This is a genomic window from uncultured Algoriphagus sp., from assembly GCF_963974365.1.
Classification (GTDB): domain Bacteria; phylum Bacteroidota; class Bacteroidia; order Cytophagales; family Cyclobacteriaceae; genus Algoriphagus.
Genome location: NZ_CAXBBX010000010.1, coordinates 116,460 through 140,472 on the forward strand (window position 1 = coordinate 116,460; position 24,013 = coordinate 140,472).

Annotated in this window: 20 protein-coding genes; all 20 read left to right on the forward strand. The window is 39.1% G+C overall.

Annotation, left to right across the window (positions count from 1 at the left end; genetic code table 11):
- The 20 genes from AACZ87_RS14625 to AACZ87_RS14720 all read left to right on the forward strand — a co-directional run bounded on the left by AACZ87_RS14625 (position 1) and on the right by AACZ87_RS14720 (position 23,820).
- Positions 1–372 (forward strand): hypothetical protein, encoded by a 372-nt coding sequence (locus tag AACZ87_RS14625; RefSeq protein ID WP_339868270.1) that lies wholly within the window; start codon positions 1–3, stop codon positions 370–372.
- A 113-nt stretch (positions 373–485) separates the two neighbouring features.
- Positions 486–1,004: an ArsR family transcriptional regulator gene (locus AACZ87_RS14630; protein WP_339868272.1), complete on the forward strand. Its 519-nt coding sequence runs from the start codon at positions 486–488 to the stop codon at positions 1,002–1,004.
- A gap of 148 nt (positions 1,005–1,152) precedes the next feature.
- Positions 1,153–3,783, forward strand: a complete 2,631-nt coding sequence (locus tag AACZ87_RS14635) for an SLBB domain-containing protein (protein ID WP_339868274.1) — start codon at positions 1,153–1,155, stop codon at positions 3,781–3,783.
- Positions 3,784–3,809: 26 nt separating this feature from the next.
- Positions 3,810–5,129 (forward strand): UDP-glucose/GDP-mannose dehydrogenase family protein, encoded by a 1,320-nt coding sequence (locus AACZ87_RS14640; RefSeq protein WP_339868276.1) that lies wholly within the window; start codon positions 3,810–3,812, stop codon positions 5,127–5,129.
- A 60-nt stretch (positions 5,130–5,189) separates the two neighbouring features.
- Positions 5,190–5,804: a DapH/DapD/GlmU-related protein gene (locus tag AACZ87_RS14645; RefSeq protein WP_339868277.1), complete on the forward strand. Its 615-nt coding sequence runs from the start codon at positions 5,190–5,192 to the stop codon at positions 5,802–5,804.
- Positions 5,805–5,847: 43 nt separating this feature from the next.
- A complete protein-coding gene (locus tag AACZ87_RS14650) occupies positions 5,848–6,945 on the forward strand; it encodes a GNVR domain-containing protein (RefSeq protein ID WP_339868279.1) in 1,098 nt (365 codons plus the stop codon).
- Between the two features lie 6 nt (positions 6,946–6,951).
- Positions 6,952–8,079 carry a DegT/DnrJ/EryC1/StrS family aminotransferase gene (locus tag AACZ87_RS14655; protein ID WP_339868281.1) on the forward strand — a complete coding sequence of 376 codons (1,128 nt, stop codon included), beginning with the start codon at positions 6,952–6,954 and terminating at the stop codon, positions 8,077–8,079.
- Positions 8,080–8,163: 84 nt separating this feature from the next.
- Positions 8,164–8,736, forward strand: coding sequence for an acyltransferase (locus AACZ87_RS14660; protein WP_339868283.1), 573 nt, complete (start codon positions 8,164–8,166; stop codon positions 8,734–8,736).
- Positions 8,737–8,738: 2 nt separating this feature from the next.
- The gene (locus AACZ87_RS14665) at positions 8,739–9,707 is read left to right on the forward strand and encodes a Gfo/Idh/MocA family oxidoreductase (RefSeq protein ID WP_283412623.1); all 969 of its coding nucleotides are present in this window, start codon (positions 8,739–8,741) and stop codon (positions 9,705–9,707) included.
- A gap of 184 nt (positions 9,708–9,891) precedes the next feature.
- On the forward strand, positions 9,892–11,043 hold the full coding sequence (gene rffA, locus AACZ87_RS14670) for a dTDP-4-amino-4,6-dideoxygalactose transaminase (RefSeq protein ID WP_339868445.1): 1,152 nt from the start codon (positions 9,892–9,894) through the stop codon (positions 11,041–11,043).
- The gene (locus AACZ87_RS14675; protein WP_339868286.1) at positions 11,033–12,175 is read left to right on the forward strand and encodes a TDP-N-acetylfucosamine:lipid II N-acetylfucosaminyltransferase; all 1,143 of its coding nucleotides are present in this window, start codon (positions 11,033–11,035) and stop codon (positions 12,173–12,175) included. Before rffA ends, AACZ87_RS14675 begins: the two co-directional genes overlap by 11 nt.
- 26 nt (positions 12,176–12,201) lie before the next feature.
- The gene (locus AACZ87_RS14680) at positions 12,202–13,641 is read left to right on the forward strand and encodes a polysaccharide biosynthesis C-terminal domain-containing protein (protein ID WP_339868288.1); all 1,440 of its coding nucleotides are present in this window, start codon (positions 12,202–12,204) and stop codon (positions 13,639–13,641) included.
- Positions 13,642–13,666: 25 nt separating this feature from the next.
- Positions 13,667–14,764, forward strand: a complete 1,098-nt coding sequence (locus AACZ87_RS14685) for a glycosyltransferase (RefSeq protein ID WP_339868290.1) — start codon at positions 13,667–13,669, stop codon at positions 14,762–14,764.
- 11 nt (positions 14,765–14,775) lie between these two features.
- Complete coding sequence (locus AACZ87_RS14690; protein ID WP_339868292.1) at positions 14,776–16,005, forward strand: glycosyltransferase; 1,230 nt, start codon at positions 14,776–14,778, stop codon at positions 16,003–16,005.
- On the forward strand, positions 16,002–17,285 hold the full coding sequence (locus tag AACZ87_RS14695) for a glycosyltransferase (protein ID WP_339868294.1): 1,284 nt from the start codon (positions 16,002–16,004) through the stop codon (positions 17,283–17,285). The genes AACZ87_RS14690 and AACZ87_RS14695 overlap by 4 nt, the downstream gene beginning before the upstream one ends.
- On the forward strand, positions 17,278–18,435 hold the full coding sequence (locus AACZ87_RS14700) for a hypothetical protein (protein ID WP_339868296.1): 1,158 nt from the start codon (positions 17,278–17,280) through the stop codon (positions 18,433–18,435). Before AACZ87_RS14695 ends, AACZ87_RS14700 begins: the two co-directional genes overlap by 8 nt.
- Complete coding sequence (locus AACZ87_RS14705) at positions 18,401–19,468, forward strand: glycosyltransferase family 4 protein (RefSeq protein WP_339868298.1); 1,068 nt, start codon at positions 18,401–18,403, stop codon at positions 19,466–19,468. Before AACZ87_RS14700 ends, AACZ87_RS14705 begins: the two co-directional genes overlap by 35 nt.
- Positions 19,465–21,060, forward strand: coding sequence for a glycoside hydrolase domain-containing protein (locus AACZ87_RS14710; RefSeq protein ID WP_339868299.1), 1,596 nt, complete (start codon positions 19,465–19,467; stop codon positions 21,058–21,060). Before AACZ87_RS14705 ends, AACZ87_RS14710 begins: the two co-directional genes overlap by 4 nt.
- Positions 21,053–22,141 (forward strand): DUF1972 domain-containing protein, encoded by a 1,089-nt coding sequence (locus AACZ87_RS14715; protein WP_339868301.1) that lies wholly within the window; start codon positions 21,053–21,055, stop codon positions 22,139–22,141. Before AACZ87_RS14710 ends, AACZ87_RS14715 begins: the two co-directional genes overlap by 8 nt.
- Positions 22,141–23,820, forward strand: coding sequence for a capsule assembly Wzi family protein (locus AACZ87_RS14720; RefSeq protein ID WP_339868303.1), 1,680 nt, complete (start codon positions 22,141–22,143; stop codon positions 23,818–23,820). The genes AACZ87_RS14715 and AACZ87_RS14720 overlap by 1 nt, the downstream gene beginning before the upstream one ends.
- Positions 23,821–24,013: the final 193 nt, after the last annotated feature.

Genomic DNA, 24,013 nt, shown 5'->3' on the forward strand with positions numbered 1-24,013 from the left:
ATGAAGTTTATATTATTCACTTTTCTCACTGCATTACTTGTTATCGTTTTCAACCCATTTCTTCCTTATTGGGCAGTCATGATCATAATCGCTTTGATGGCAGCAATTATTGGCAACAAAGGAGCAGGAGCATTTTTTGCCGGCGGACTAGGGATGGGACTGGCCTGGCTCGGGCAGAGCATTTATATCAGCGCCATTTCGGGAAGCCCTTTACCTGAAAAAATGGCCGGATTAATGGGACTTGGCTCCGATTTGGCTCTTTTTGTTATAACTGCTGTATTAGGGTTTTTGCTTGGGGCGTTTAGTGCACTTTCAGGAAGTTTATTTAGGAGATTCTTTAAAAGGAAGCCCGATAATATCTACGGGAGATAAAGGTGTAAAAAGAAAGTAGTTTATATCCGTGAAACTTAATCAAAAACAGCAGTATTGTTTTTCCTATTCATCACAATGAGTACCTTTGTTACTCACTATGGGGGTGAATTTTTATGCTTGAATCTTTAATTACCTCAAAGACACGATTGAGGTTACTTGTTAAGTTTTTCGTTAACTCTAAAACGCAGAGCCATTTGCGAGGATTGGCTGATGAATTTGGTGAATCTACCAATGCAATTCGCAAAGAGTTAAACAACCTTACTAAGGCAGGTTTTTTGCTGAAAGAGACGGATAAAAATAAAATTGCCTACAAAGCAAATGTTAAGCACCCATTTTTTTCAAACATCCAGGACATCATTCGGAAATATTTAGGACTAGATAAGCTGTTGGAGCAGATCCTTGAGCGAATGGGAGAGGTGAGTCAAGTAATTCTGATTGGTGACCTCTCTAAGGGTATCGATTCCGGGAAAATTGACGTATTGGTGACCGGGGATAATTTGAATGAAGACTACATATTGAATCTTTCCAATAGGATAGAGGAGATGATTGATAAAAAAGTGGTATTGACCTTGCAAGCGGAGAGAATGTTTTCTACTGGTTTGGTACTATTCGATAGAGAAGAGGAGGTTTAAAAAGTTTACTTCTTCTCTGTTATATGGTAAGCGCTTTTGTGACTGAAAGGGCGAAGCTGTGCGAAATTGCTTGTTAATTGATTAAAAATCAGAAATTAGGGTTTGGATTACTTGGTTTAAATTGAATTTGGACGCGAAAATTATACAATTGAAAAAATACACTACGTTGAAAAATTGTAAGAATTGCCTACTGATGTTGGCCTTTTTGATGATGGCTTTTGTAGCACAAAGTCAAAGTCTCTCTGATATTCAAAATCTAAAAGTGGATGACTTGTCTGATGCTCAGATCGAGCAAATCATTAAAAGATCTGAAGCAAATGGGCTTACCACAAATCAGTTAACAGCCTTAGCTCGAGAAAGAGGTATGCCTGCTTTGGAGGCTGCGAAACTAAGTAAGCGTATCTCTGAACTTCAAATGTCAGTTATGTCTGATGGAGTAGGGCAGGATGCTACTTCCGGTAGAATTGTCAATGGATATTCGGAACTTGATATGTTTGATTCTATTCGTAGATCCGATCCCTACTATGATCTGACTGTGAAGCAAAAGAAGATTTTCGGCTACAAATTGTTTCACAACCGAGATTTGAATTTCAACCCAAGTTTAAATATTCCTACCCCACAATCTTATGTGATAGGCTCAGGGGATCAGTTGTTACTTGATGTATATGGTGCCTCCCAACAGTCTTATGATTTGAACGTCAATCCAGAAGGAAGGGTATTTGTGCCAAATGTGGGACCAATTCAGGTGGGTGGATCAACTATCGAAGCAGCAATAGGAAGAATCAAAACTGCACTGGGTCGAATATACTCGGGTCTGAATGGTACTAACCCCAATACATTCATTCAATTGAGGTTAGGAAATATCAGATCCATTAAGGTTTCAATGGTAGGAGAGTTGACCAAGCCAGGTACTTATACCCTTCCTTCATTTGCTACAGTTTTTAATGGCTTGTATGCAGCTGGTGGACCTAATGAAAATGGGGCTTTTCGAAATGTGCAGGTGTACAGGGATAGCAGACTTGTCGCCACAGTAGATATTTATGAATTCCTTTCGAAAGGCGTCCAAAGTTCAAATATTACACTTCAGGATAATGACGTCGTGATCGTTCCACCTGTAGGAACAAGGATAGAAATCGTTGGTCCAGTTCGTAGAGAAGGTCTTTTTGAAGTGAAACCAAGTGAATCTCTGGAAGATCTGTATATCTATACAGGTGGTTTTACCAGTTTGGCTTATCAGGATAGAGTAACTGTTAGACGTATTGAAAATAATCAACGTAAGGTAGTTGATGTGCCCTCCAGCGAATTTGGATCATTTTCCTTGAAGGATGGCGATGAAATTTTAATCGGAGAAGCATTAGAAAGATTCTCAAATCGGGTTCAAGTGACGGGTTCGGTGACTCGCCCAGGAGAGTATTCACTTGAGGAAAATGGCTTAACAGTCAAACAACTTGTAGAAAAAGCCCAAGGGTTAAAACCAGAGGCTTTCGCTACAAGAGCTACCCTATACCGTACAAGTGCAGATTTGACACTCGCTGCTGAGCCACTTGACCTGAAAGGCATATTAAACGGAACGGCTGAGGATATCGCTTTGAAAAATGAAGATCTTTTATTCGTGCCGAGCAGATACGATGTGCAGGAGGAATATTATGTGAAAATATCCGGGGAAATTAACTATCCAGGTACTTATCCCTATGCCACAGATATGACAGTCGGAGATCTTATCATTAGATCAGGAGGCTTGTTGGAGTCAGCTACAAACTCGTCCATTGAGATTGCTAGAAGAGTAAGAGATGCAGCATCTGGCAAATTAGCTGAGATTGAGACTATGTCGATAGACCCAAATTTGGAGTTGACAGAAGAAGAGCGAAACCAGCCACTTCAACCCTTTGATCATGTCTTTATTAGAAGAAGTCCGGGGTTTGAAAGAGAGCAATTGATCACAATTCAAGGAGAAGTTATATATCCTGGAGATTTCGCGATATCAGCTGCGAATGAGAGAATCTCGGACGTAATCAAACGTGCCGGTGGAGTAACCCAATATGCCTATCCTAAAGGAGCTAGTCTAATCCGCCGTACAGTATATTTCAAAGGTCCTACAGAGGAAGAGTTAAGAAATAAGGCGCTGAAGGAAATACGATCGAATTTAGATCCTGAAACAAATAGAAATACAAATGAAGCCGAAGAACTTTTGTTTGAGAGGATAGATACAAAACTCGCTCAGAATGAATTGGAGAAGTTTGAAAGGGAGCAAGCTGAGCAGAAAAGAAGGCTTTTTGAAATTACTCCCGCTTTTGATACCCTAAGACAAGACTCCACTATCACTTCTATGAGATTGAAGGAGCAGGACTTTGTGGGAATTGATCTGGAGTTTATTTTGAATAACCCTGGGTCAGAAGAGGATTTGATCCTGCTCGAAGGTGATATAATTCAAATTCCAAAGGAATTGCAAACCGTCCGTATGGTAGGGGAAGTTTTATTGCCTACTACTACCAGGTTTATGAAGAATAGTAAGTTGAAAAAATACATTTCTAAAGCGGGCGGTTTTACTGAAGATGCTAGACGTGGTAAGACTTATGTAGTCTATGCAAATGGCGACGCCAAAAAAACCAACAACTTTTTAGGTCTTAAATTTTATCCTGAACTAGAGCCTGGAGCAGAAATAGTAGTGCCCAAAAAACCAATCCGAACCAGGATGGGGCCGGCAACATGGATTGGCTTAGCATCAAGTCTAGCTACAGTGGCAATTTTAGTTCAAACAATAGTCAATAACAACAAATAGTAGTTAGTTAAAACTCATTTACATATATGAAAATTGCAGTAGTAGGAACCGGGTATGTAGGCTTGGTTTCAGGAGCATGTTTTGCTGATGTAGGGATTGAAGTCACTTGTGTCGATATCGATCAGAAGAAAATAGACAACCTCAAAAACGGCATTATGCCGATTTATGAGCCCGGTCTCGAGGAGGTAGTAGTCCGTAATTATAAGAGTGGCAGGCTTAAATTTAGCACAGATTTGGGTGAGGCAATCCAAGGTGCATCAGTAGCTTTCATTGCTGTTGGGACACCTCCTGGCGAGGATGGATCTGCGGATTTGAAATACGTACTGGCTGTGGCTGATGAGATTGGTACTAAAATGAGTGATTACATTGTAGTGGCTACCAAAAGCACTGTTCCGGTAACTACCGGTGAGAAAGTTCGTGCAGCGATTAAAGCAGCGCTAGATAAGAGATCTTCTGATCTTCCCTTTGCAGTAGCTTCCAATCCTGAATTCCTGAAAGAAGGAGCTGCAGTGGAAGACTTTCTTAAGCCGGATAGAATTGTAATTGGAGTGGATGACGAAAGAGCAGAAGAGATTATGAAGCGTCTATACAAGCCATTCCAACTCAGTGGAGAGCGAATTATCTACATGGATATTCCTTCTGCTGAAATGACCAAGTATGCCGCCAACGCTATGCTGGCTACCAAAATTTCCTTTATGAATGATGTAGCCAACCTATGTGAATTGGTTGGAGCGGATGCCAACATGGTAAGAAAGGGAATTGGATCTGACCCTAGAATCGGGAATAAGTTCATCTACCCAGGCGTGGGATACGGTGGGTCTTGCTTTCCGAAAGATGTGAAAGCTATCATCAAAACTGCCAAACAATATGGCTATGACCTGAGAGTTCTCCAGGCTGTGGAGGATGTAAACGACGATCAGAAATATGTGCTTTCCAAGAAAGTAAAAGCTCACTTCGGAGAAGATCTGACAGGAATGACCTTTGCGATGTGGGGACTAAGCTTCAAGCCAAATACAGACGATATGCGTGAAGCACCTGCTGGAGTGATCATCGATGAGTTGAGAGCTGCTGGAGCTACAGTAAAAGCTTACGATCCTATCGCGATGGAGGAAGCTAGGGAACATTACATCTTCGATAAGGTGACCTATTGTAAAGACGCTTATGAAGCCTTGGTAGATGCAGACGCCTTGCTTTTAGTTACAGAATGGTCGGAATTCCGTATTCCTAGTTGGGATGTAGTCGGCAGACTATTGAAGAACAAGGTGATCTTCGACGGCAGAAATATTTACGATAAGAAATACTTGGGAACCCTTGGTTTTGATACTTACGGGATTGGTTCTAAGTAGTACTGTTTGCCCTTGGGTTTATACTCAAGGGCATTGCTATGTTTTAAGGAATAGTAGAAAATGATAATTGCTGGAGCAGGTGGACATGGTTTGGAAATACATCATGTGCTGATTAATAGTGGCATGTCTGCTGCTGAGATCATGTTTTTTGATCAAGACGCCAGCAAGTTTGAAAATAGCGAACTACCAAGTCAGGGGATTTTTAATCTGGTTGAATTAGAACAAAGCTTAAGTGAAGATCCTAGATTTGTGCTGGGAGTCGGAAATCCAGTTCATAGAGAAAAATTATTTCTACTATTAACTTCACTAGGTGGTAGCGCTTTGGGAATCCAAAACGTAGTTACTAATGAATCTGGAGATTCCACAAGTTTTGATGCTATGCCATTTAGTTTTATCGGTCCTGAGACTACCATTGGAAAGGGCGTTTTGATTAATACCCGAGCGAATGTACATCATCAATGTTCTGTGGGGGATTTTAGCGAAATAGGACCGGCTGCTATGCTTTTGGGTGCATCCAAAATTGGCAAAAGGTGTAGAATAGGTGCCGGAGCCGTAATACTTCCAGGAGTTGAGCTAGGTGATGAAATGATAGTAGGGGCTGGAGCTGTTGTCACCAAAACACTTTTGAAGTCCTCTGTGCTTGTTGGGATTCCTGCACAACCATTATCATCATGATTTTAGTAAATTTAAATTTAATTTTTACCAATAGAAGTTTCTAATGCCTACAAATGAGCAGTCAAAAGTGGAACTGAATTATATAGAGTTAATCCAAAAAATACTCTCTTTCAAAAAGAGATTACTGGTATTCACCTTGGCAGGACTAATCTTAGGTTTGCTCATAGCTACGACTAGTCCAAAAGAATTCACCTCCTCATCCCTCGTGATTCTTGAGGAAAATGAAAATTCGGGACAATTTGGGCAAATGGGAGCTCTGGCAGGTCTTGCAGGAATTTCACTTCCTCAAATGCAAGGAGACCAAACCATGTTGAGTTCCGAATTATTCCCTGATGTAATCCATAGTAGGGATTTTCTGCTGAGTATCATGAAGGAGAAATTTTTCTTTCAAACTAAAGGCAAGGAAATGACATTGGAGGAATATTATGCTGAAGAAAGGCCAGGAAATATTGTTAAAAAAACTATTGATTTTGTATTCAGCATTCCAGCAAGAATAATTGGTCTTTTTTCATCTAATGAAATCAGCCGAACTAACCCAATTTCTACTGATTCTGAAGCTGTGGAACTAGGCTATGTTTCTGTGACATCACAGGAAAATTATGTTTTGAAGCAGTTGAAAGAAAGAATTACTATAGAAAATGAGATTAAACTGATCCAGTTAGATGTATCAATGCCTGAGCCTCTAATTTCAGCAGAGGTAAACGCACTGGTGCTGGAGCGGCTTATTGAGTATGTGACCAATTATAAAACGGTAAAGCAAAAAATAAACTTAGAATTCGTTGAGGATAGAGTAGATGAAGCACAGGTTAAATTCCAAGAGGCACAATTAAAACTAGCATCCTATAGAGACTCAAATCAAGGAATGATTTCTAGGCGAGCAATGACAAAAGAAGAGCAATTGCAGCTGGAGTTCAACCTTACTTTTAATATTTACAACACGCTGAAGCAAGAGCTTGAGCAATCGACCATACAACTCAAAAGAGAAACTCCAGTCTTTACAATAATGGAAAAGGCAAGCGTCCCTTTAGGACCTAGTAAACCAAATAAGCCCTTGATAATTGTATTTAGTATGTTCCTTGGGTTTTTGGTGGGTGTTTTATATGCCATATATCGAGTCCTTCTTCCCCAAATTAGTCAGTAAATAAGTATGCGTTCTATTCAAATGGTAGACTTGAAGTCTCAATACGAGGCAATCAAGATTGAAGTGGATCAGGCTATTCAAGGTGTAATTGATACTACCTCCTTTATAAATGGCCCAAAGGTAAAAGAGTTTTCAGATGCCTTAGCCAGTTATACCGGTGCTAAGTATGTAGTCACTTGTGGCAATGGTACAGATGCCTTGCAAATAGCAATGATGGGTCTTGATTTCCAGCCTGGGCAGGAGGTAATAGTTCCGGCGTTTACTTACGTAGCAACGGCGGAAGTGATTGCTTTACTAGGTTTAGTACCTGTATTCATTGATGTGATTGGTTCCACTTTTGAACTTGATATTACTCAGCTGGAATCAAAAATAACTTCGAAAACTGCCGGGATAGTCCCAGTTCACTTATATGGTCAATGCTCCAACATGGAAGCTATTTTGTCTGTAGCCAAAAAGCATAATATCAAAGTCATTGAAGATACTGCTCAGGCCATCGGAGCCAACTACAGCTTCTCAGATGGAACAGTAAAACAGGCTGGTACGATGGGAGATGTAGGCACGACTTCATTTTTTCCATCTAAAAACTTGGGATGCTATGGAGACGGCGGAGCAATGTTTACCAATGACGGGAAATTGGCTGAGAAGCTGAGAATGATCGCTAATCATGGGCAGCAGAAAAAGTACCACCATCACATAGTAGGCGTAAATTCTAGATTGGATACCCTGCAGGCGGCTATTTTAAATGTAAAACTGCAACACTTGGATCGATATTCTGCCTCCAGAAATGAAGTTGCAGCTCGATATGACAGTGCATTTACAGACCATCCTCATATAAGGATTCCTAAAAGAGTAGTGAATTCCACGCATGCTTTCCATCAGTATACCATACAAGTAGAAGGAGTGAGCAGAGATGAATTGAAAAGCTATTTAGCCGAAAAGGGAGTCCCTTCCATGGTTTATTATCCGCTGCCCTTGCACCAGCAGGAAGCCTACTTGAATTTGGGATATGAAAAAGGAGATTTTCCCGTAGCAGAAGCGCTATGCGAAAAGGTACTTTCCCTGCCCATCCATACAGAGATGAAGGTTGAAGATCAGGAGTATATTATAGAATCCATAAATTCCTTTTTTAAATAGCAATGAAGACGCCTTTAATCGAATCAGTAGATATTCCTTGATCGATTTCTCTGATAGTTCTCTTACCCATAAAATAAGTATTAAATGAAAGATTACTTCGCACATGAAAGTGCCTACATAGATGAAGGATGCGAAATCGGAGCTGGTACGAAAATTTGGCATTTTTCTCATGTGATGCCAAATTGTAAAATAGGCGAACGATGCAACATTGGTCAGAATGTAGTGGTATCGCCAGGGGTAGTTTTGGGAAATAACGTGAAGATCCAAAACAATGTGTCTGTTTATACAGGTGTCACCTGTGACGACGATGTATTTCTAGGTCCTTCAATGGTTTTTACCAATGTGATCAATCCGAGAAGTGCAGTGAATAGAAAGTCTGAATACGCAAAAACCCATGTGGGGAAAGGCGCAAGTATAGGAGCGAATGCTACTATCGTCTGCGGACATAATATTGGGTCTTTTGCCTTTATAGGAGCAGGTTCAGTGATCACCAAGAATGTGCCTGATTTTGCTTTAGTGGTAGGTAATCCAGCAAAACAAATAGGTTGGATGAGTGAATTTGGGTCCAAATTACTATTTAATGCACAAGGTGAAGCTGTATGTAAAGAGACAGGAGATCGCTATTTGCTTCAAAATAACAAAGTAACAAAACAGTAACTATGAATAATTTTGCATTGATAGGAGCAGCAGGATACATAGCTCCACGGCATATGAAAGCCATAAAAGATACAGGAAACGTACTTTTGGCTGCGTATGACAAGTTTGACAGCGTAGGAGTAATGGACAGCCATTTTCCAGACGCAGATTTTTTCACAGAATTTGAGAGGTTTGACCGTCATGTTGAAAAATTAAAGCGAACAGAAAAGAATATAGATTTTGTGAGTATTTGCTCGCCAAATTACCTTCACGATTCTCATATTCGTTTTGGATTGCGAGTGGGAGCAAATGTTATTTGCGAAAAGCCATTAGTTCTTAACCCTTGGAATATAGAAGCACTGTCCAGGGTAGAAGAGGAGCATGGTACTAAAGTCTACAATATCCTTCAACTAAGATTACACCCTTCGATAATCGCGTTAAAGAAAAAAGTAGAAGAGGGGCCAAAGGATAAGATTTATGATATTGATCTTGCGTACATTACTTCCAGAGGACATTGGTATTATACTTCTTGGAAGGGTGACATAAGTAAATCCGGAGGCATAGCTACTAATATTGGCGTTCATTTTTACGATATGCTCACCTGGGTTTTTGGGAAAGTGAAAAAAAATGTAGTACATATCCATACCCATGATCGTGCCTCAGGGTATTTTGAGCTGGAAAAAGCTCGCGTGCGTTGGTTCCTAAGTATTAATGCAGACACTTTACCAGAAGCTGTGAAGGCAAGAGGTGGTAGAACTTATCGCTCCTTGACTATGGAAGGTAATGAAATTGAATTTTCAGATGGATTTACAGAACTGCATACCCATAGCTACCAGCATATTTTAGATGGAAATGGATTTGGTTTGGAAGAAGCAAGACCAAGTATTGAAATCGTTCATGACATTAGACACATGGATCCAATAGGGCTGAAAGGAGATTATCATCCTTTGGCAGCGAGTGAATTGACCAAGCATCCTTTTTCGTCAAAATGAATCAGAGCGTAAGCATAAAGTCAAACCTGGGATTAACTACAGTCTCTGACTCTAATGGTATAATTAGTGGAGCAAGTGGTTCGGCCAATCTGGCAAACCAAAACTTCACTAGATATTCCAAACTGGGAATTACTTTTATGAAATTATTACTTCCTGAGAAGGCTAAATTCACTCCGAATTGAATATGATTCCTTTCAACAAACCGTATATAACAGGGCAAGAACTGGCCTATATTGAAGATGCGGTAGCGTCAGGCAAACTTTCTGGCAATGGGAAATACACTCGTTTAGCCCAAAGTTTTTTTGAAGAAAAATACCAAATTAAGAAAACACTGCTGACGACCTCCTGTACAGATGCTTTGGAGATGGCTGCTATTCTAATTGGAATTGAGCCTGGAGATGAAGTGATTATTCCGAGTTATACGTTTGTCTCTACAGCAAACGCCTTTGTGCTCAGAGGAGCTAAAATTGTATTTGCTGACAGTAGAACTGACCATCCAGGAATGGATGAATGTACGTTGAAAGCACTAATCACAGACAAAACTAAAGCTATTGTTCCTGTTCATTATGCCGGAGTGGCCTGTGATATGGATATGATCATGGAGCTAGCTGAGGCACATAATCTCTTTGTGATCGAGGATGCAGCTCAAGCCATAGATTCATATTACACTTCCAAAAGTGGGAAAAGATATCCCTTAGGTTCTATAGGCCATTTAGCTACGTTTTCCTTTCATGAAACAAAAAACATCTCATCAGGGGAAGGTGGACTGCTTGCTATAAATGACGAGCAATTTGTTAGCCGTGCAGAAATTATCTGGGAAAAGGGGACAAATAGAGCTTCTTTTTTCCGAGGAGAAATCAATAAATATGGATGGGTGGATATTGGTTCTTCCTTTTTGCCTTCTGAGATTACAGCTGCTTTCCTTTGGGCACAACTAGAGCATGTGGCTGAAATTCAGCATAGACGAGTTCAAATTTGGAATCAATACGATTCAAATTTTAAAGGTAAACTAGATTCTTATGGAATTAAAACCCCAACTATTCCTAGCTATGCTGAGAATAATGGGCATATGTATTATCTCGTTGCTAGAGATGAAGTTCAGCGTGATTACATATTAAAGAGGATTAAAGAGTCAGAGATTTTGGCTGTATTTCATTACTTAAGTTTGCATAAAAGCGAATTTTTCCATGAATGCCATGATGGTAGAGAACTGCCTTTTGCTGATTTATTTTCTCAAAGACTCATTCGTCTACCTTTTTATATGGAATTGACCTTAGCGCAGGTAGACCATATTTCCCAAACTTTATTGGATATAGTATCAGAATATGAGCATTGAAAACCTCGTCTTTCTACCAGATTCTCCATATACTGAATGGATTATTAAGCGATCGGAAAATCTGTTTCCAGGCCTTAATAAATATTTGGTAATTGTAGATGATATCACCAAACCAACAAGATTTACAAATTCTGATATAGCAATAATAGAAAGCAAAAATCTAATAAAAGCTCCGGTATTATTGGATTTATCTTCTTTCAAGCGCGTCATTGTAAATTACCATACCCCATTTATCGGTCATTTTTTAATGGGTCGAAAGCAAGATTTGAGTCAGGCTAAATTGATTTGGATTATTTGGAGTGGAGATTTGTATAAGCATCCCAGCTTTCTCACTAAAGCTTATACCAGCACTACGCTGGCTGCTTTGCCCCCAGAGAAAACCGTCCAAGCGTGGAAGCAATCATTTCACCATAGAGTACTTCAGGCGATAGGGAAGCCTAATAAGTATACTTTCGAAAAGTCATTTTCTAATTTTGATTTCGTCGCATCGATTTTTGAAAAAGATGTGGAGGAAGCAGAGTCAGTCTTAGGTGTAAAAGCGAAATGGATTAAATTCGCCTTTCTTTCCTTGCAGGAAATGTTTTCGGAGGAATATTTGAAAAATAGACCAGTTTTAGGAAGAAAAATAATGGTTGGCCATTCCGGTTCCCCAGAAAACAATCATTTGGATGTGTACCATCAAATCCACCATCTTTTGCCAGAAAATGAGGTAACCATTTTTAGCCCCTTGTCTTATGGTAACCCAACCTTCATATCGGCTGTAAAGTCTCTAGGAAGGGAATATTTTGGAGATAATTTCGAAACTCTTGAGGATTTTATCCCTCGTGAGACATACTACCAGAAGCTCGCTGAGGCATCAGTAGCTATTTTCAACCATAAAATACAACAGGCTTTTGGTAATATTCTAGGACTCATTTTTATGGGTGTAAAAGTATTCCTCAACCCTGAAAACCCTATTTATATAGAGTTGACAAACTCCAAAATCAAAGTTTTTGATTACAACCAAATGACAAGGGATGATTTACTAAATCCCCTTTCACCTGAAGATGTAGAAAGCAATCGCTCAACAATCAGCTTACTTTTCAAGGAAGAGCAGATCCGGGACTATTACCGTGATCTCTACATCGCCTGATGACGGTCATCAAAAACATCAAGAATTTGGCATCAGACAGCATGATTTATGGTCTTGCTGGAATTGCAACCCGGGTAATGGGTGTAGTGCTTACACCTCTTTATACACGAGTGTATTCTCCTGAAGATTATGGGGTTTTTGGATTGGTAAATAATGCTTACTCTCTGATTGCCTTGGTTTTGATCCTAAGCCTAGATAATTCTACAGCACGTTGGTTCTATGATACTGAGGAGGTCGACTACAGAAAGAAGATAATTAGTACCTGGTTTTGGTTTTACTTGATGATATCAGTAGTTTTTGCCGTTTTTTTCTTTTTTACGGCTCCTTTTTGGTCTCAGTTTATTGCTTACAATTCCGACGAATCCATACAATACATTCAAGTCCTAGCTTTTTCATTGCCTGTTTCTGTGGCCACTGTGGTCGCTACCAAAGTATTAAGATTTGAAAAGAAACCTAAGAGCACGGTTTTATTGACCTTTTTGCAAGCCTTATTTTTGATTATTGCAAATGTGGTCTTCGTATTAGTGCTAAATCAAGGGTTGAAAGGAGCTTTCATCGCCCGGCTGGTAGCCTTCCTCCTAATGGTTCCCTTGTCATTATACTATTTGAAACGTTGGCTACAGCAAATAAAGCTTTCAGATTTTAGCCTTTTAGGAAAAATGATAAAGTATAGCTTGCCTTTTCTTCCGGCGAGTTTATCAATTTGGATTATTAATCTTTCAGCAATTTTTTTCCTAAATGGAAAGGTTTCTGATGAAGACTTGGGACTTTTTCAAATAGCATTCGCTATTGCTGGATTCAGTGGTATCGTTGTCAATGCTTTTCAACAAGCTTGGTCTCCTTTTGCATTTTCCATCATTCACCAGGATAATGCAAAGGCTACCTATGGGAAAATACTCCTGGCTTACTTGCTATTCATAGGGTCTATCACCTTGATGGCTTCCTTGTTTTCGCTGGAGGCACTGATGATTATTGCTACCCCAGCTTACTATGGAGCAGCGACGATCGCCAGTATTTTGGTGTTTAGTAGCTTATTTGCAGGCCTTACTAATATTGCGGATTTGGGTTCAGCAATTAGCAAAAAAACGGCTCCCCTAGGGATTGTATATTCAGTTTCTTCAGTCATTTTAGTCTTGCTCAATGTTTACCTGATTCCTAATTATGGAGTTTATGGAGCTGCTCTTGCCGTTTGTATTTCTCAGTTTTTGACACCTGTTTTTGTGTTTTATTTTTCTCAGAAATCATATCCTATACCTTATGATTTCACCAGGGCTTTTGGATTTATGGTTCTTTTATTTCTAGTAGCTTATCTAGGATTTTACTTTTCTACTAATACTTCCGTAATTAATGCTATTCTTATCAAGCTTGGAACCTTTGGTTTTTTCGTGCTGGTTTCAATTCTGATTTTCAAGCGTGAGTTTTTGTTTTTGAAAGGATTGGTAACCAAGCGAATGAGTAATTCCTAATAATGACTAGGGATATACCAATCAAATGATAGCGATAGTTCAAAAGAAAAAGATTAGTTACCTAGTATCCTTAGACAAGGATAAAAGTCCAGGTGTTTATAAAAAGATAGTAGGGACTTTACAAGGAGTTGAACAATCTGGGTATATCTCTGAACTGGTGATCAAGGATACAAATCCAGGGTTTTTATCCCAATTTGTAGAAGCTATAGACAGTTTTGATGGCGAAGTATTAATTATTCGCTCGCTTTGTCAGTATAATTTTTATTTGATTCCAGCACTGATCAGAGCCAAATCTCGTGGCAAAAAAATCATTCTAGACATTCCAACTCCAAATGTGGTTGCCTTTAAGGAACTTTACAATGCAAATACTAGCTGGCTAAGAAAATTTAAAGATGTGAGCTACCTGGCACTATCAGGTCCAGTACCTTTTTGGTTTTCAACCAAAATACTGCAATATGCCCAAGAAGGTAGTTGGTTTGCTTTAGGGAATCACAAAAGAACATTGCTGGTAGGGAATGGAATTAATGTGGCCGCCATTCAGGAGAGAAAGCAAGCTCCCTTATTCGACGGAACCTGCTTGAATTTGGTATGTGTCGCTTCGCTGAATTATTGGCATGGAGTAGATCGATTGATAAAAGCCATGGCGATTTTCAACTCAGAGGATTATCGCCTAAAAATTCATTTAAAAATTGTGGGCAATGGAGCCGTATTGACTAGCCTTCAAGAATTGGTAGAGGAATCGTCCATGCAAAGGTATATACAGTTTTTAGGATTTCTAGATGGAGAACATCTATACCAGGAATATGAAGCTGCTCATCTAGCGGTTGGTTCTCTGGCATTGTTTAGGAAGAATCTCAACTCCGCCTCCGAACTGAAATCAAGAGAATATTGTGCGGCAGGGATTCCTTTTATAGGGGTAGGAGATGATCCTGATTTTCCTCCCAATACTCCTTTCCGGACACAGCTTCCAAATCGTGAAAACATCAATGATTTAACGGATTTCTTTAGAAATTTCAATCCAGACTGCCTTTCATATTCTCCAAATCAACTCAGAAAGTTCGCCTGGCGAAACTTGGATTTTTCGGTAAAAATGAAAGAAATACTTAACGCAGTAGGGGATTGAAGTCAAAAACCTTGATTTTACTTACACAGAAATTCCCTTTTGAATCCGGTGAAGAATTTCTGGCTACGGAACTGACTTACCTACAAAAAGCCTTCGATCAAGTAATTATTATCCCAACCTCTGTAAGGGATTTTACAGAGCCCAGACCTATAGGAGACAATGTTGCTGTTAGGATAGTAAAAAACCCTAAGTCAATAAAGCAGGTTGCTTTTGCTTTTTTCAGGAGTCTTTTTTTAACACTTCCATTACTAGTATCAGAATTAAAAAACTCCAATTGGAATTGGAAGTTATTAAAGTATTTCACTTACCATATTCCCTACTCACTTCTCCTAAAATCAATTATTTCTAAGGAATTGAATTCGGTTGATGAGTTTGTTCTTTATTCCTATTGGATGGATACTAATGCCTTTGCAGCTTCTCAATTAAGAAAAGAGAATCCTAAAATAAAGCTAATTGTAAAAAGCCATGGCGGTGATTTATACAATGAACGTCAGGAATCTGGGGAAGTGGCCTTTAGGAAATCGGTGTATGACGCTGCTTTTTCATTGCTTTTTATTTCTGAGCATGGGCTAAACTATGTCAAAGCACTTTCACCTATTAATGCTTCCAAAATGAAGCTATTCAAGCTTGGGGTGGATAACTTCGGGTATACTAGTTTAGTGGATTTTCCTGCCCATTTTCATGTGGTTACCTGTTCCAGTTTAATCCCCCTCAAAAGGGTAGACCTAATCGCTGAGGTGCTGAACCATTCTAAACTTCCAATTCATTGGTCTCATTTTGGAGGAACTAGTGAAGCGATAACTAACTTGAAAAATAGACTCCCAGTATTTAGAAATGACCTTAAAATCAATTGGAAAGGGAAAGTACTAAATGAGGAATTGCACGACTTTTATGCTTCACATTCTGTGGATGTATTTATTAACTTAAGCTCCTATGAAGGCATTCCTGTCACTATAATGGAGGCCGTTTCCTTTGGAATTCCTGTTTTTGCTAATGCAATCGGGGGAATTCCAGAGATAGTACAACCTGAAACTGGTGTATTGATAGAGGATGGATTATCAGCCAAAGTAATAGCTGCCAAACTGGATGAGTTTTTACTCAGTGGGATTACAAGAGATGAACACTTTAGAAATAACATAAGGTCATTTTGGGTACAGCATTATTCAGCACAGCATAATCATACGCAGCTTGTTAACCATTTACTATCTAATTCATTCACCCTTTCAAATAAGCTGGATTGAAGAAGGTACTTCTAATTTCCAATTATTTTTCACCCTGTACGCTGACTCCCTCTCAGCGTATTACTTTTTGGGCTCGAAACATGCATCGGCTTGGCTATTATCCTACCGTCGTTACTAGAGAGTGGACTTCCGAAACCCGTTCACATCAGGATACAAAGGTTAGACTTGGAGATAGGCTAAGGCATGAGGTATTTGATACGCATGAGGTTTATTACCTTCCTTTTCGGCCGGGTATATTGGACAAAGCGTATTTAGCTTTTGGCGAATCTGTATTTCGTCCACTCTTTTTGCTGGTAAAACTCTTAGATGTCTTCTTAGCGCGTTTCACCTTGAAATTCACCTCTTTTTCAAATTTCTTACCTTTTCTAAGCAAACGACTTGAAGAAGAAACTTTTCATTCTGCTATCATTTCGGGTGAGCCTTTTTACTTGTTTAGAATAGGTTACTCACTTAATAAAGCTTATGGTCTCAATTGGTATGCAGATTACCGAGACGACTGGAGTACGAATGAATTGCAGATGCAAAAAGTAGGTGGTGGGGTGCGGAAATGGATAGCTAATGTAGAAGCAAACTATGAAAAGAAATGGGTGGGAACGGCATCTGCTATTATTTCTGTAAGCCAACTATATACAGAAAGAATTGCAAATTTCCTCGGTAAGAAAGGATTCACTATTGAGAATGGATTTGAAGATGAATTGTTAAGCCTTCCTCTTCAGCCATGTGCAAACGAATTTACTTTTACCTACAGTGGGGTGGTCTATCCATCTCAGGATGTAACGAATATTATCGCTGCTTTGCAGTTAGCACATACTTCAGGAAGACCATTTCAGCTTATTTTCCTGGGGGCTGGCTATGATGTAAAAGAACGAAAACGGATAGAAAGCTTGGTACCGGAGGAATTGAAACGCTACGTCAAAGTCACTACAAGAATGCCAAGAGAAGAAGCTATTATTGCTTTGCAGAAATCCCATGCTTTTTTGGCTATGGCCTATGGAAACATGAAGGGTATCCCAAGCAGCAAATTGTATGAATACATGGCCCTAGGGAAACCAGTATTGCTTTGCCCAACTGATCATGACATCATGGAGCAAATGCTGGCTGAAGTGGAGTTAGGTTTCTTTGCCAGTTCAGCAGAAAAGTGCTTGGAGCAAATTGAATTGATTCGGGAATTGTATGCATCAGGAAGAGCTCTTGCATTAAAGGAATCCTCAAAGTCAAAAATTCAAAAGTATTCTAGATTTAATCAGCTACAACAAATCAAGGAGGTGATAGGTGAATAGCCGGGGGTTAGCCATTTCATCCACCCGAACTATCGGGAAAGCGGGATTAATCCTATTCGTTTTCTTGATTTCCTGTTCTAAACTGATCAGTTTACCCTTGGACAAAGCTGCCATGCTGGGAGTGTTAGCCTTACTGGTATTCCATCAAATTTTTATGGGAAAGGCAATTTCTACTAACCTTCTTATTCCAATCGTTGGGTTAGCTTCTTACTTTTTGCTTCCATATTTATTAAACCTTCCAGATTCTTCCTTAATCATATTCTTTCCGGTCCTCGGATTATTCTTTGCTGGCTTGGCTGCTGAAGAGGAAGGTTTCTTGGATATCCTGTATTGGGCATTATTTCTTCATATCTGCATAGGTATTTTGTATGTATTTAGCAGTTATTTGGTTGGCTTGAACTCCCATGTACATCCAATGTATGACAAGGGATTACCGTTTCTCCATGCGGCCAAAGGATTGACAACTACCGTACAATCGTATGGAACACTGCTGATTAGCTGGTTTTTGATATACTATTGGAAGAAAGAAAATAAGCAAGACAGTAAGTTGGATTCTTTAGCCTTTTGGGTAGCTATTCTTGGGCTAATGCTCACGTTCAACAGGAACACGTTCGTGATTTTCTACCTCATCCTATTTTTCAAGCACAGGAAAATATTCATTCTGACTGTTGTATTCGCTGCCTTATTTTACATCTATTATTTTGAGTTCATCAATAAATTAATCTTTAACGTAAATACGCTGAATTCACGAGCAGACCTGCTTCAAGCTTTCAGAATTTCCTTTTTTGACTTTTCTAGCTGGAAAGAATACCTCATCGGTCATGGTAATAATATGGTGGACGATGTCATTGCAAGAACTACTGTTTACCGCACAGGTTATATTGAAAATGGAACTTCTATGCTTCTCTATACCTACGGATTCTTTGGGTATATGGCATATTTGGCAGCCGTGCTACTTATGTCAGTTCTCTTCTTCATCAGAAATAAAGTATTCTACGCAGCTATGTTTTTCTACATATTTATCATAGCACAGCAGTTTACGCATGAATTTTATGCTACCACACTTTATTTGATGATCACTGTCTTCCTTATCATTTTAAATTCAAAATCTACCAGTGCCACAGAAGATCGTATTCTTTCACCTTCTTAATAATTTCACAGGTAGTCCGCAGATCTTGTCAAGTGTGATCAATACTGCCAAACAAGATGGATTTGAAGTGAAGTTGTATACCAGTAATACGGAAGGGTTTTTATCTGATTTGGAGACTGAGACTAACTTTTATCGTAGATCTGAGCATAGAATCCTGACGCTTTTCTCCTTCTTTTTCAGCCAATTCTTATTATCCATTAAACTTTTGGTAAAGAATAAGAGAGCTGATGGCATCTATTACATCAATACGATCCTGCCTTTTGGAGCTATTCTAATGGGAAGATTGTTGGGCAAAAGAGTGATTACCCATGTACATGAATATGAAATTAGCCCCAAACTTCTAAGCAATTTCTTGTTTTGGGTGGTCCGTACATTTTCCTCTGAAGTAATTGTAGTCTCCAGATTTTTACAAACCAACCCTAAATTGAGAGGGGCAAAGGTTCAAGTCATTTACAATTGCGTCACCAAGGAATTTGAAACTAAAGCCAAAAATACCACGAAGAACCCGAAGGCGTTTGAAGTATTGATGCTGGCTTCTTTGCGACCATATAAAGGGATATCTGAGTTTGTGACACTTTCCAAGCAAATGCCTGCTGTGAATTTCAAATTGGTACTGAGTGATGACAAACGCGAAGTAGATCGTTTTATAGCTAATGAATCCTTACCTGTGAATATTCAAATATTCCCAGTAAATAAGGATGTACATTCTTTTTATGCAAATGCTTCTTTAATTTTGAACCTTGCTCATCCCGATAAATGGGTGGAGACCTTTGGGATGACTATTCTGGAAGGAATGCACTACGACCTTCCTGCCATAGTGCCAAGAGTGGGAGGGATTACAGAATTGGTCAAAGATGGCGTTAATGGATATCAGATCAATTATAATGAATTGTCCGAAATTGTTTCGGAAATAAATAAGATGGTTGCTGAGCCTACATATTGGAAGAAGTTAAGTGAAGGCGCAGCGATCGAACGGAGAGGATTTTCAAGAACGATTTTTGAATCAAAAATCTCAAAACTATTTCGACCGTGAAAAAAATACTGGTATTTTTTGTAGCCTTGTTGGCTTTTGGAAATTGCGCACAAGCACAACTAAGCGGGTATTTCACCTCTTTCGAGGAATTCGGAACTATGCTTCCAAACAAAACTGAGGTAAAGGCATGGAGAAATGAATCCCTTATCTTGCCTTTCTTGATTAATGGAGATTCAACCAAAGTCCTCAATTTTGAGATAAAAACGGATTCAAAAAAAATCAAGTCTGACCTGGTTCAGCTGCATTTAGTAGAAGGAGATATCTCTGGAGGTAACTGTGGCGCTACCAAAAAGAAAGGGACTTTCGTAAAAAAAAGATTCCCGGATCGAGCAGAGTTCATCAAAGGAAGCTCCTTTGTGCCTGATAGCACTACTTCTTATGGGCTGGTTAAAATAGAAATTCCGGATAATCTAAAACCAGGTAAATATCCACTGGAACTTACATTTGATCAAAATGGGAGTACGCTGAAAATAGAAGCACTAATAAATGTTATTGGTCGTAAGTTATCGGATTTTTCCTCCCTGGACTACGAAATGGATTTTTGGCAATTCCCACTTTCAATTTCTACTTATTATAAGCTTGATCCTTATTCTGATGCTCACTGGAATAAGATTACAGAAATGTTTGATCAGCTCCATGGATTTAATCAAATTGTCGTAACCACTTCAGTTTTCTACGACCTATACAATACTTCGATCAAGCCTCTGGAGCAAATGATGATTCAGATCCGAAAAAAGAAAGATGGAACCTACACCTATGATTACTCCACCTTTGAGAAATACGTAGAATTGGCATTTTCGAAGGGAATATCTAAGGAGATTGCCGTGCACAACCTTTTTCCCTGGAATCTTACCTATTTTTATTTTGACGAGGAATCAGGTGCTGTGAAAACTTTTAAATCCGAACCGGGAACTGACGCTTATAACAATTTTTGGAATCCATTTTTAGTGGATTTTGCAACCTACCTTAAATCAAAAAACTGGATGGATAAGACCGTTTTTTGGGTAGATGAAAGAGACATTAACAGCACTGCACTCTTGGTTAAATACGTTAAAGCAATTGATCCCGCATATAAATTTGGATATTCTGGTAGATTTAGCCCTGGTCTTTCGGAGTTAGTTTTTGATTATTCACTTGCTAGCAATATTGTCCTTGAACCTGCGAAGCTGGCGGCAAGGAAATCAAAGGGATTTAAAACTACCTATTACACTTCTTGCTATGAAGTTCAGCCAAATATGCTGATGGCGTCTAATTATACCGATATTTACTTCCTGATTATGCTTTCAAAAGCTAGAGGATATGATGGCATGTTGCGCTGGGCTTTTAACTTGTGGTCTCCACAAATCATGAAGTCGGCTATATTTTCAGATTTACCATCCGGAGATAGTCATTTTGTCTATCCAGAAGGTCAGGTTTCTTTGAGATATTTGATTATTAAAGATGCCTTGGAGGAAGTTCAGAAAGTAGAAGCCATGGCAAATTCCTCTAAAACTAAAGAACTCTTGAATTCTCATACGCGTTACTTTTTACTGAACATCGAAAAGGACAGGATTAATATGGTGAAAACCATGAAGAATTATTTGAATGATTAAGAAAAAGCTAGCCATCGTAGGCATTGTAGGTGTCCCGGCTAACTACGGCGGATTTGAGACTTTGGTGGAATATCTTCTGGATCTACTTCCTAGATTCTATGATATTACCATTTACTGCCAGAGCAATAGCTATCCGGAGAAAATGGATACATATAAAGGTGCGAAACTAGAGTACCTTGACCTAAAGGCCAATGGGGTTCAAAGTGTCATATATGACTCAATATCCCTTTGGAAATCAATTAAAGGCTTTGATTACATTCTGGTTTTAGGTGTTTCAGGAGCTATCACCATTCCTTTTATTAGGCCTTTTACCAGTGCCAAAATAATTACGCATATAGATGGACTGGAATGGAAGAGAGACAAGTGGGGAGCTTTTGCCAAAAGGTTTTTGAAATTCTCTGAATCATTGGCGGTAAGGTATTCCGACGCGATCATTTCTGACAACAAACATATCTACGATTATGTGCTCGAGGAATATGGAAAGGAATCACATTTAATTGCCTACGGGGCCAACCATGTGACACCCGTGGATACATCCTTGTACCAAAAGAAATATTCATTCATTAATGAACCCTATATTTTCACCGTCTGCAGAATAGAGCCGGAAAATAATATTGAACTGCAGCTAAAAGTTTTTTCGGAAAACGATCTTTCCATTCCTTATGTAATCGTCGGTAATTGGAATTCCAGTGAGTACGGAATGAGACTATATGAGGAATATTCGACAAAGAAAAATGTAATTCTATATAACCCAATCTATACCAGTGCGGAGCTCAATGTACTTAGATCCAATTGCCACTATTACTTGCATGGGCATAGTGCAGGAGGCACCAATCCTTCCTTAGTGGAAGCCATGTATCTAGCCCTGCCTATTATTGCCTTCGGTGTAAATTACAATAGAGAAACTACTTTTAATAGAGGGATATATTTTGCTGATGCTGAAGAGCTTCTGGAATTGTTAAAGTGCTTGGATACTTTTGATAGAGATTTGATTTCCAAGGATATGTACAAACTAGCCCGTAAAAACTATTCTTGGAAGGCTATAAATAAGAAGTACGTCAACATGTTAGAATCACTTTGATGTTGAAATACTATTTCTGGATTCTAAGTGGTTTAGTGGTACTGTTGTGTTCCACAAACTCCTTTTCTCAAACTATTCCAGCAGGATTTCCAGTGTTGGAGGAAAGTCTGAGAAGGCAGCAATTATTAGGCGTAGAAGAGTTAAAAGACTTTTCCTTGGGATTAAGGCCTATTGTGAGTCTTACTCAAAATCGTTTTTACACTCAGGACTCTGTACCAATTGTTGAGAAAAAGGTCCATTTGGAACTCTTACCTGTACTGAGTACTTCCGTGTATAATTCCAATAGGCCATTTGGATGGGGGAATTTTAGTATGATGAATAGTGCTGGTGCCCAGACGCTACTTTCGCCAGGCATTTATGGGAAATTATTCTTTTTGAAATTTCAATTCAGACCAGAGTTTGTCGCTAGTCAAAATAAGGCTTATCAAGGATTTGGGGAGAATTTTTCAGATAATATTCTATTTGCACGGTTCAGATACTGGAATTTCGGAGATCATCCTGAGCGCTTTTCCGAAGACTATAACTCCTTTGCCTGGTGGGGACAATCGTATGTTAGTTTAAATGCAGGGCCTATAGCTGTAGGTGCTTCCACTGAGAATATTTGGTGGGGCCCAGGTCAGTTTAATGCACTTATTTTTAGCAACAATGCGAGAGGGATGGAGCATCTCTTTCTAAGGACAAGCCGCCCAGCCAATATATTTATAGGCAAACTGGAGGCTGAAATAATTATGGGACGGGCAAATGATTCGGGAATACTGCCATCTCAAAATCAGCGTCTCAATGATGTGTTTGCCAGACCTTTTCGAGGGGATTGGCGTTATGTAAGTGGTGTTTCCATTACTTACCAACCCGTGTTCTTGCCAAACTTCTTCGCTGGATTTAATAGAACTTTTCAGCAATACAATGAAGATGTGACAAATGACTTTAGAGGTAGGATGCCTGTTTTGGAACCCTTTCAAAAAGTGAAGCTATTTAGCAATAATAATACGGTAGTTTACGACTCCAAAGGACAAGATCAACAGATCTCCTTCTTTTTGAGGTACTATAATTCCAAAGGTAATTTTGAAGCCTATGCTGAGTATGGTAAGCAGGATCATAGCTACAATTGGAGAGAATTTATATTAAACCCTGAGCATGCTAGAGCCTACCTCTTAGGTTTTTCTAAACTTTTTAAAACCTCTACCAAAGGACAGTATTTTCAAGTGAGAGGGGAGATAGTCCAGCAGGCAGAATCGGTCAACAGGTATGTAAGATATGCCCAACTCAATACCCTTAATACCAGCTGGAATACACACTATCAAGTGCGTGGATTTACAAATGAAGGACAGTCCATGGGGATAGGAATTGGGGTCGGAGGAAATGCCCAAATTCTGGAAATTTCAAAGATTTCAAATTTGAATAAAATCGGACTTTTGTTTCAGAGAATTGAGAATCATCAGGATTTTTTCAATAGAGCATTTGCAGACAACCCTGGTAAGCTTCCCTGGATAGATTTCAGTATGGGAGTTCTAGTAGATCATCAGTGGGATAGGTTTATTCTAAGCAGCAAGGTTCAAGTCAACCAAGGGCTAAATTACCAATGGCAAGATGCTCCTAATACAACTAGAGATTATCCCTCTGGCCAGAAACTTTGGACATTTTCAGGCACTTTAAATCTAATCTATCAGCTACACAGGTAGATTACTTAGGCAAAATTTATAATCAATCAAATTCTGTTAGTTTTGCTGTCAAATTGGAGTGAGTAACTTTGGTACTCATTACATTCGAAAAAGCAGTTTTGGAATCCTACTGAAACGTTTTTCCAGTAGGGCAGCACAGAGTTATCCTTTAGAAGCAAATATTCCATTTGAGAAGAGCGTACAAGAATAGAGA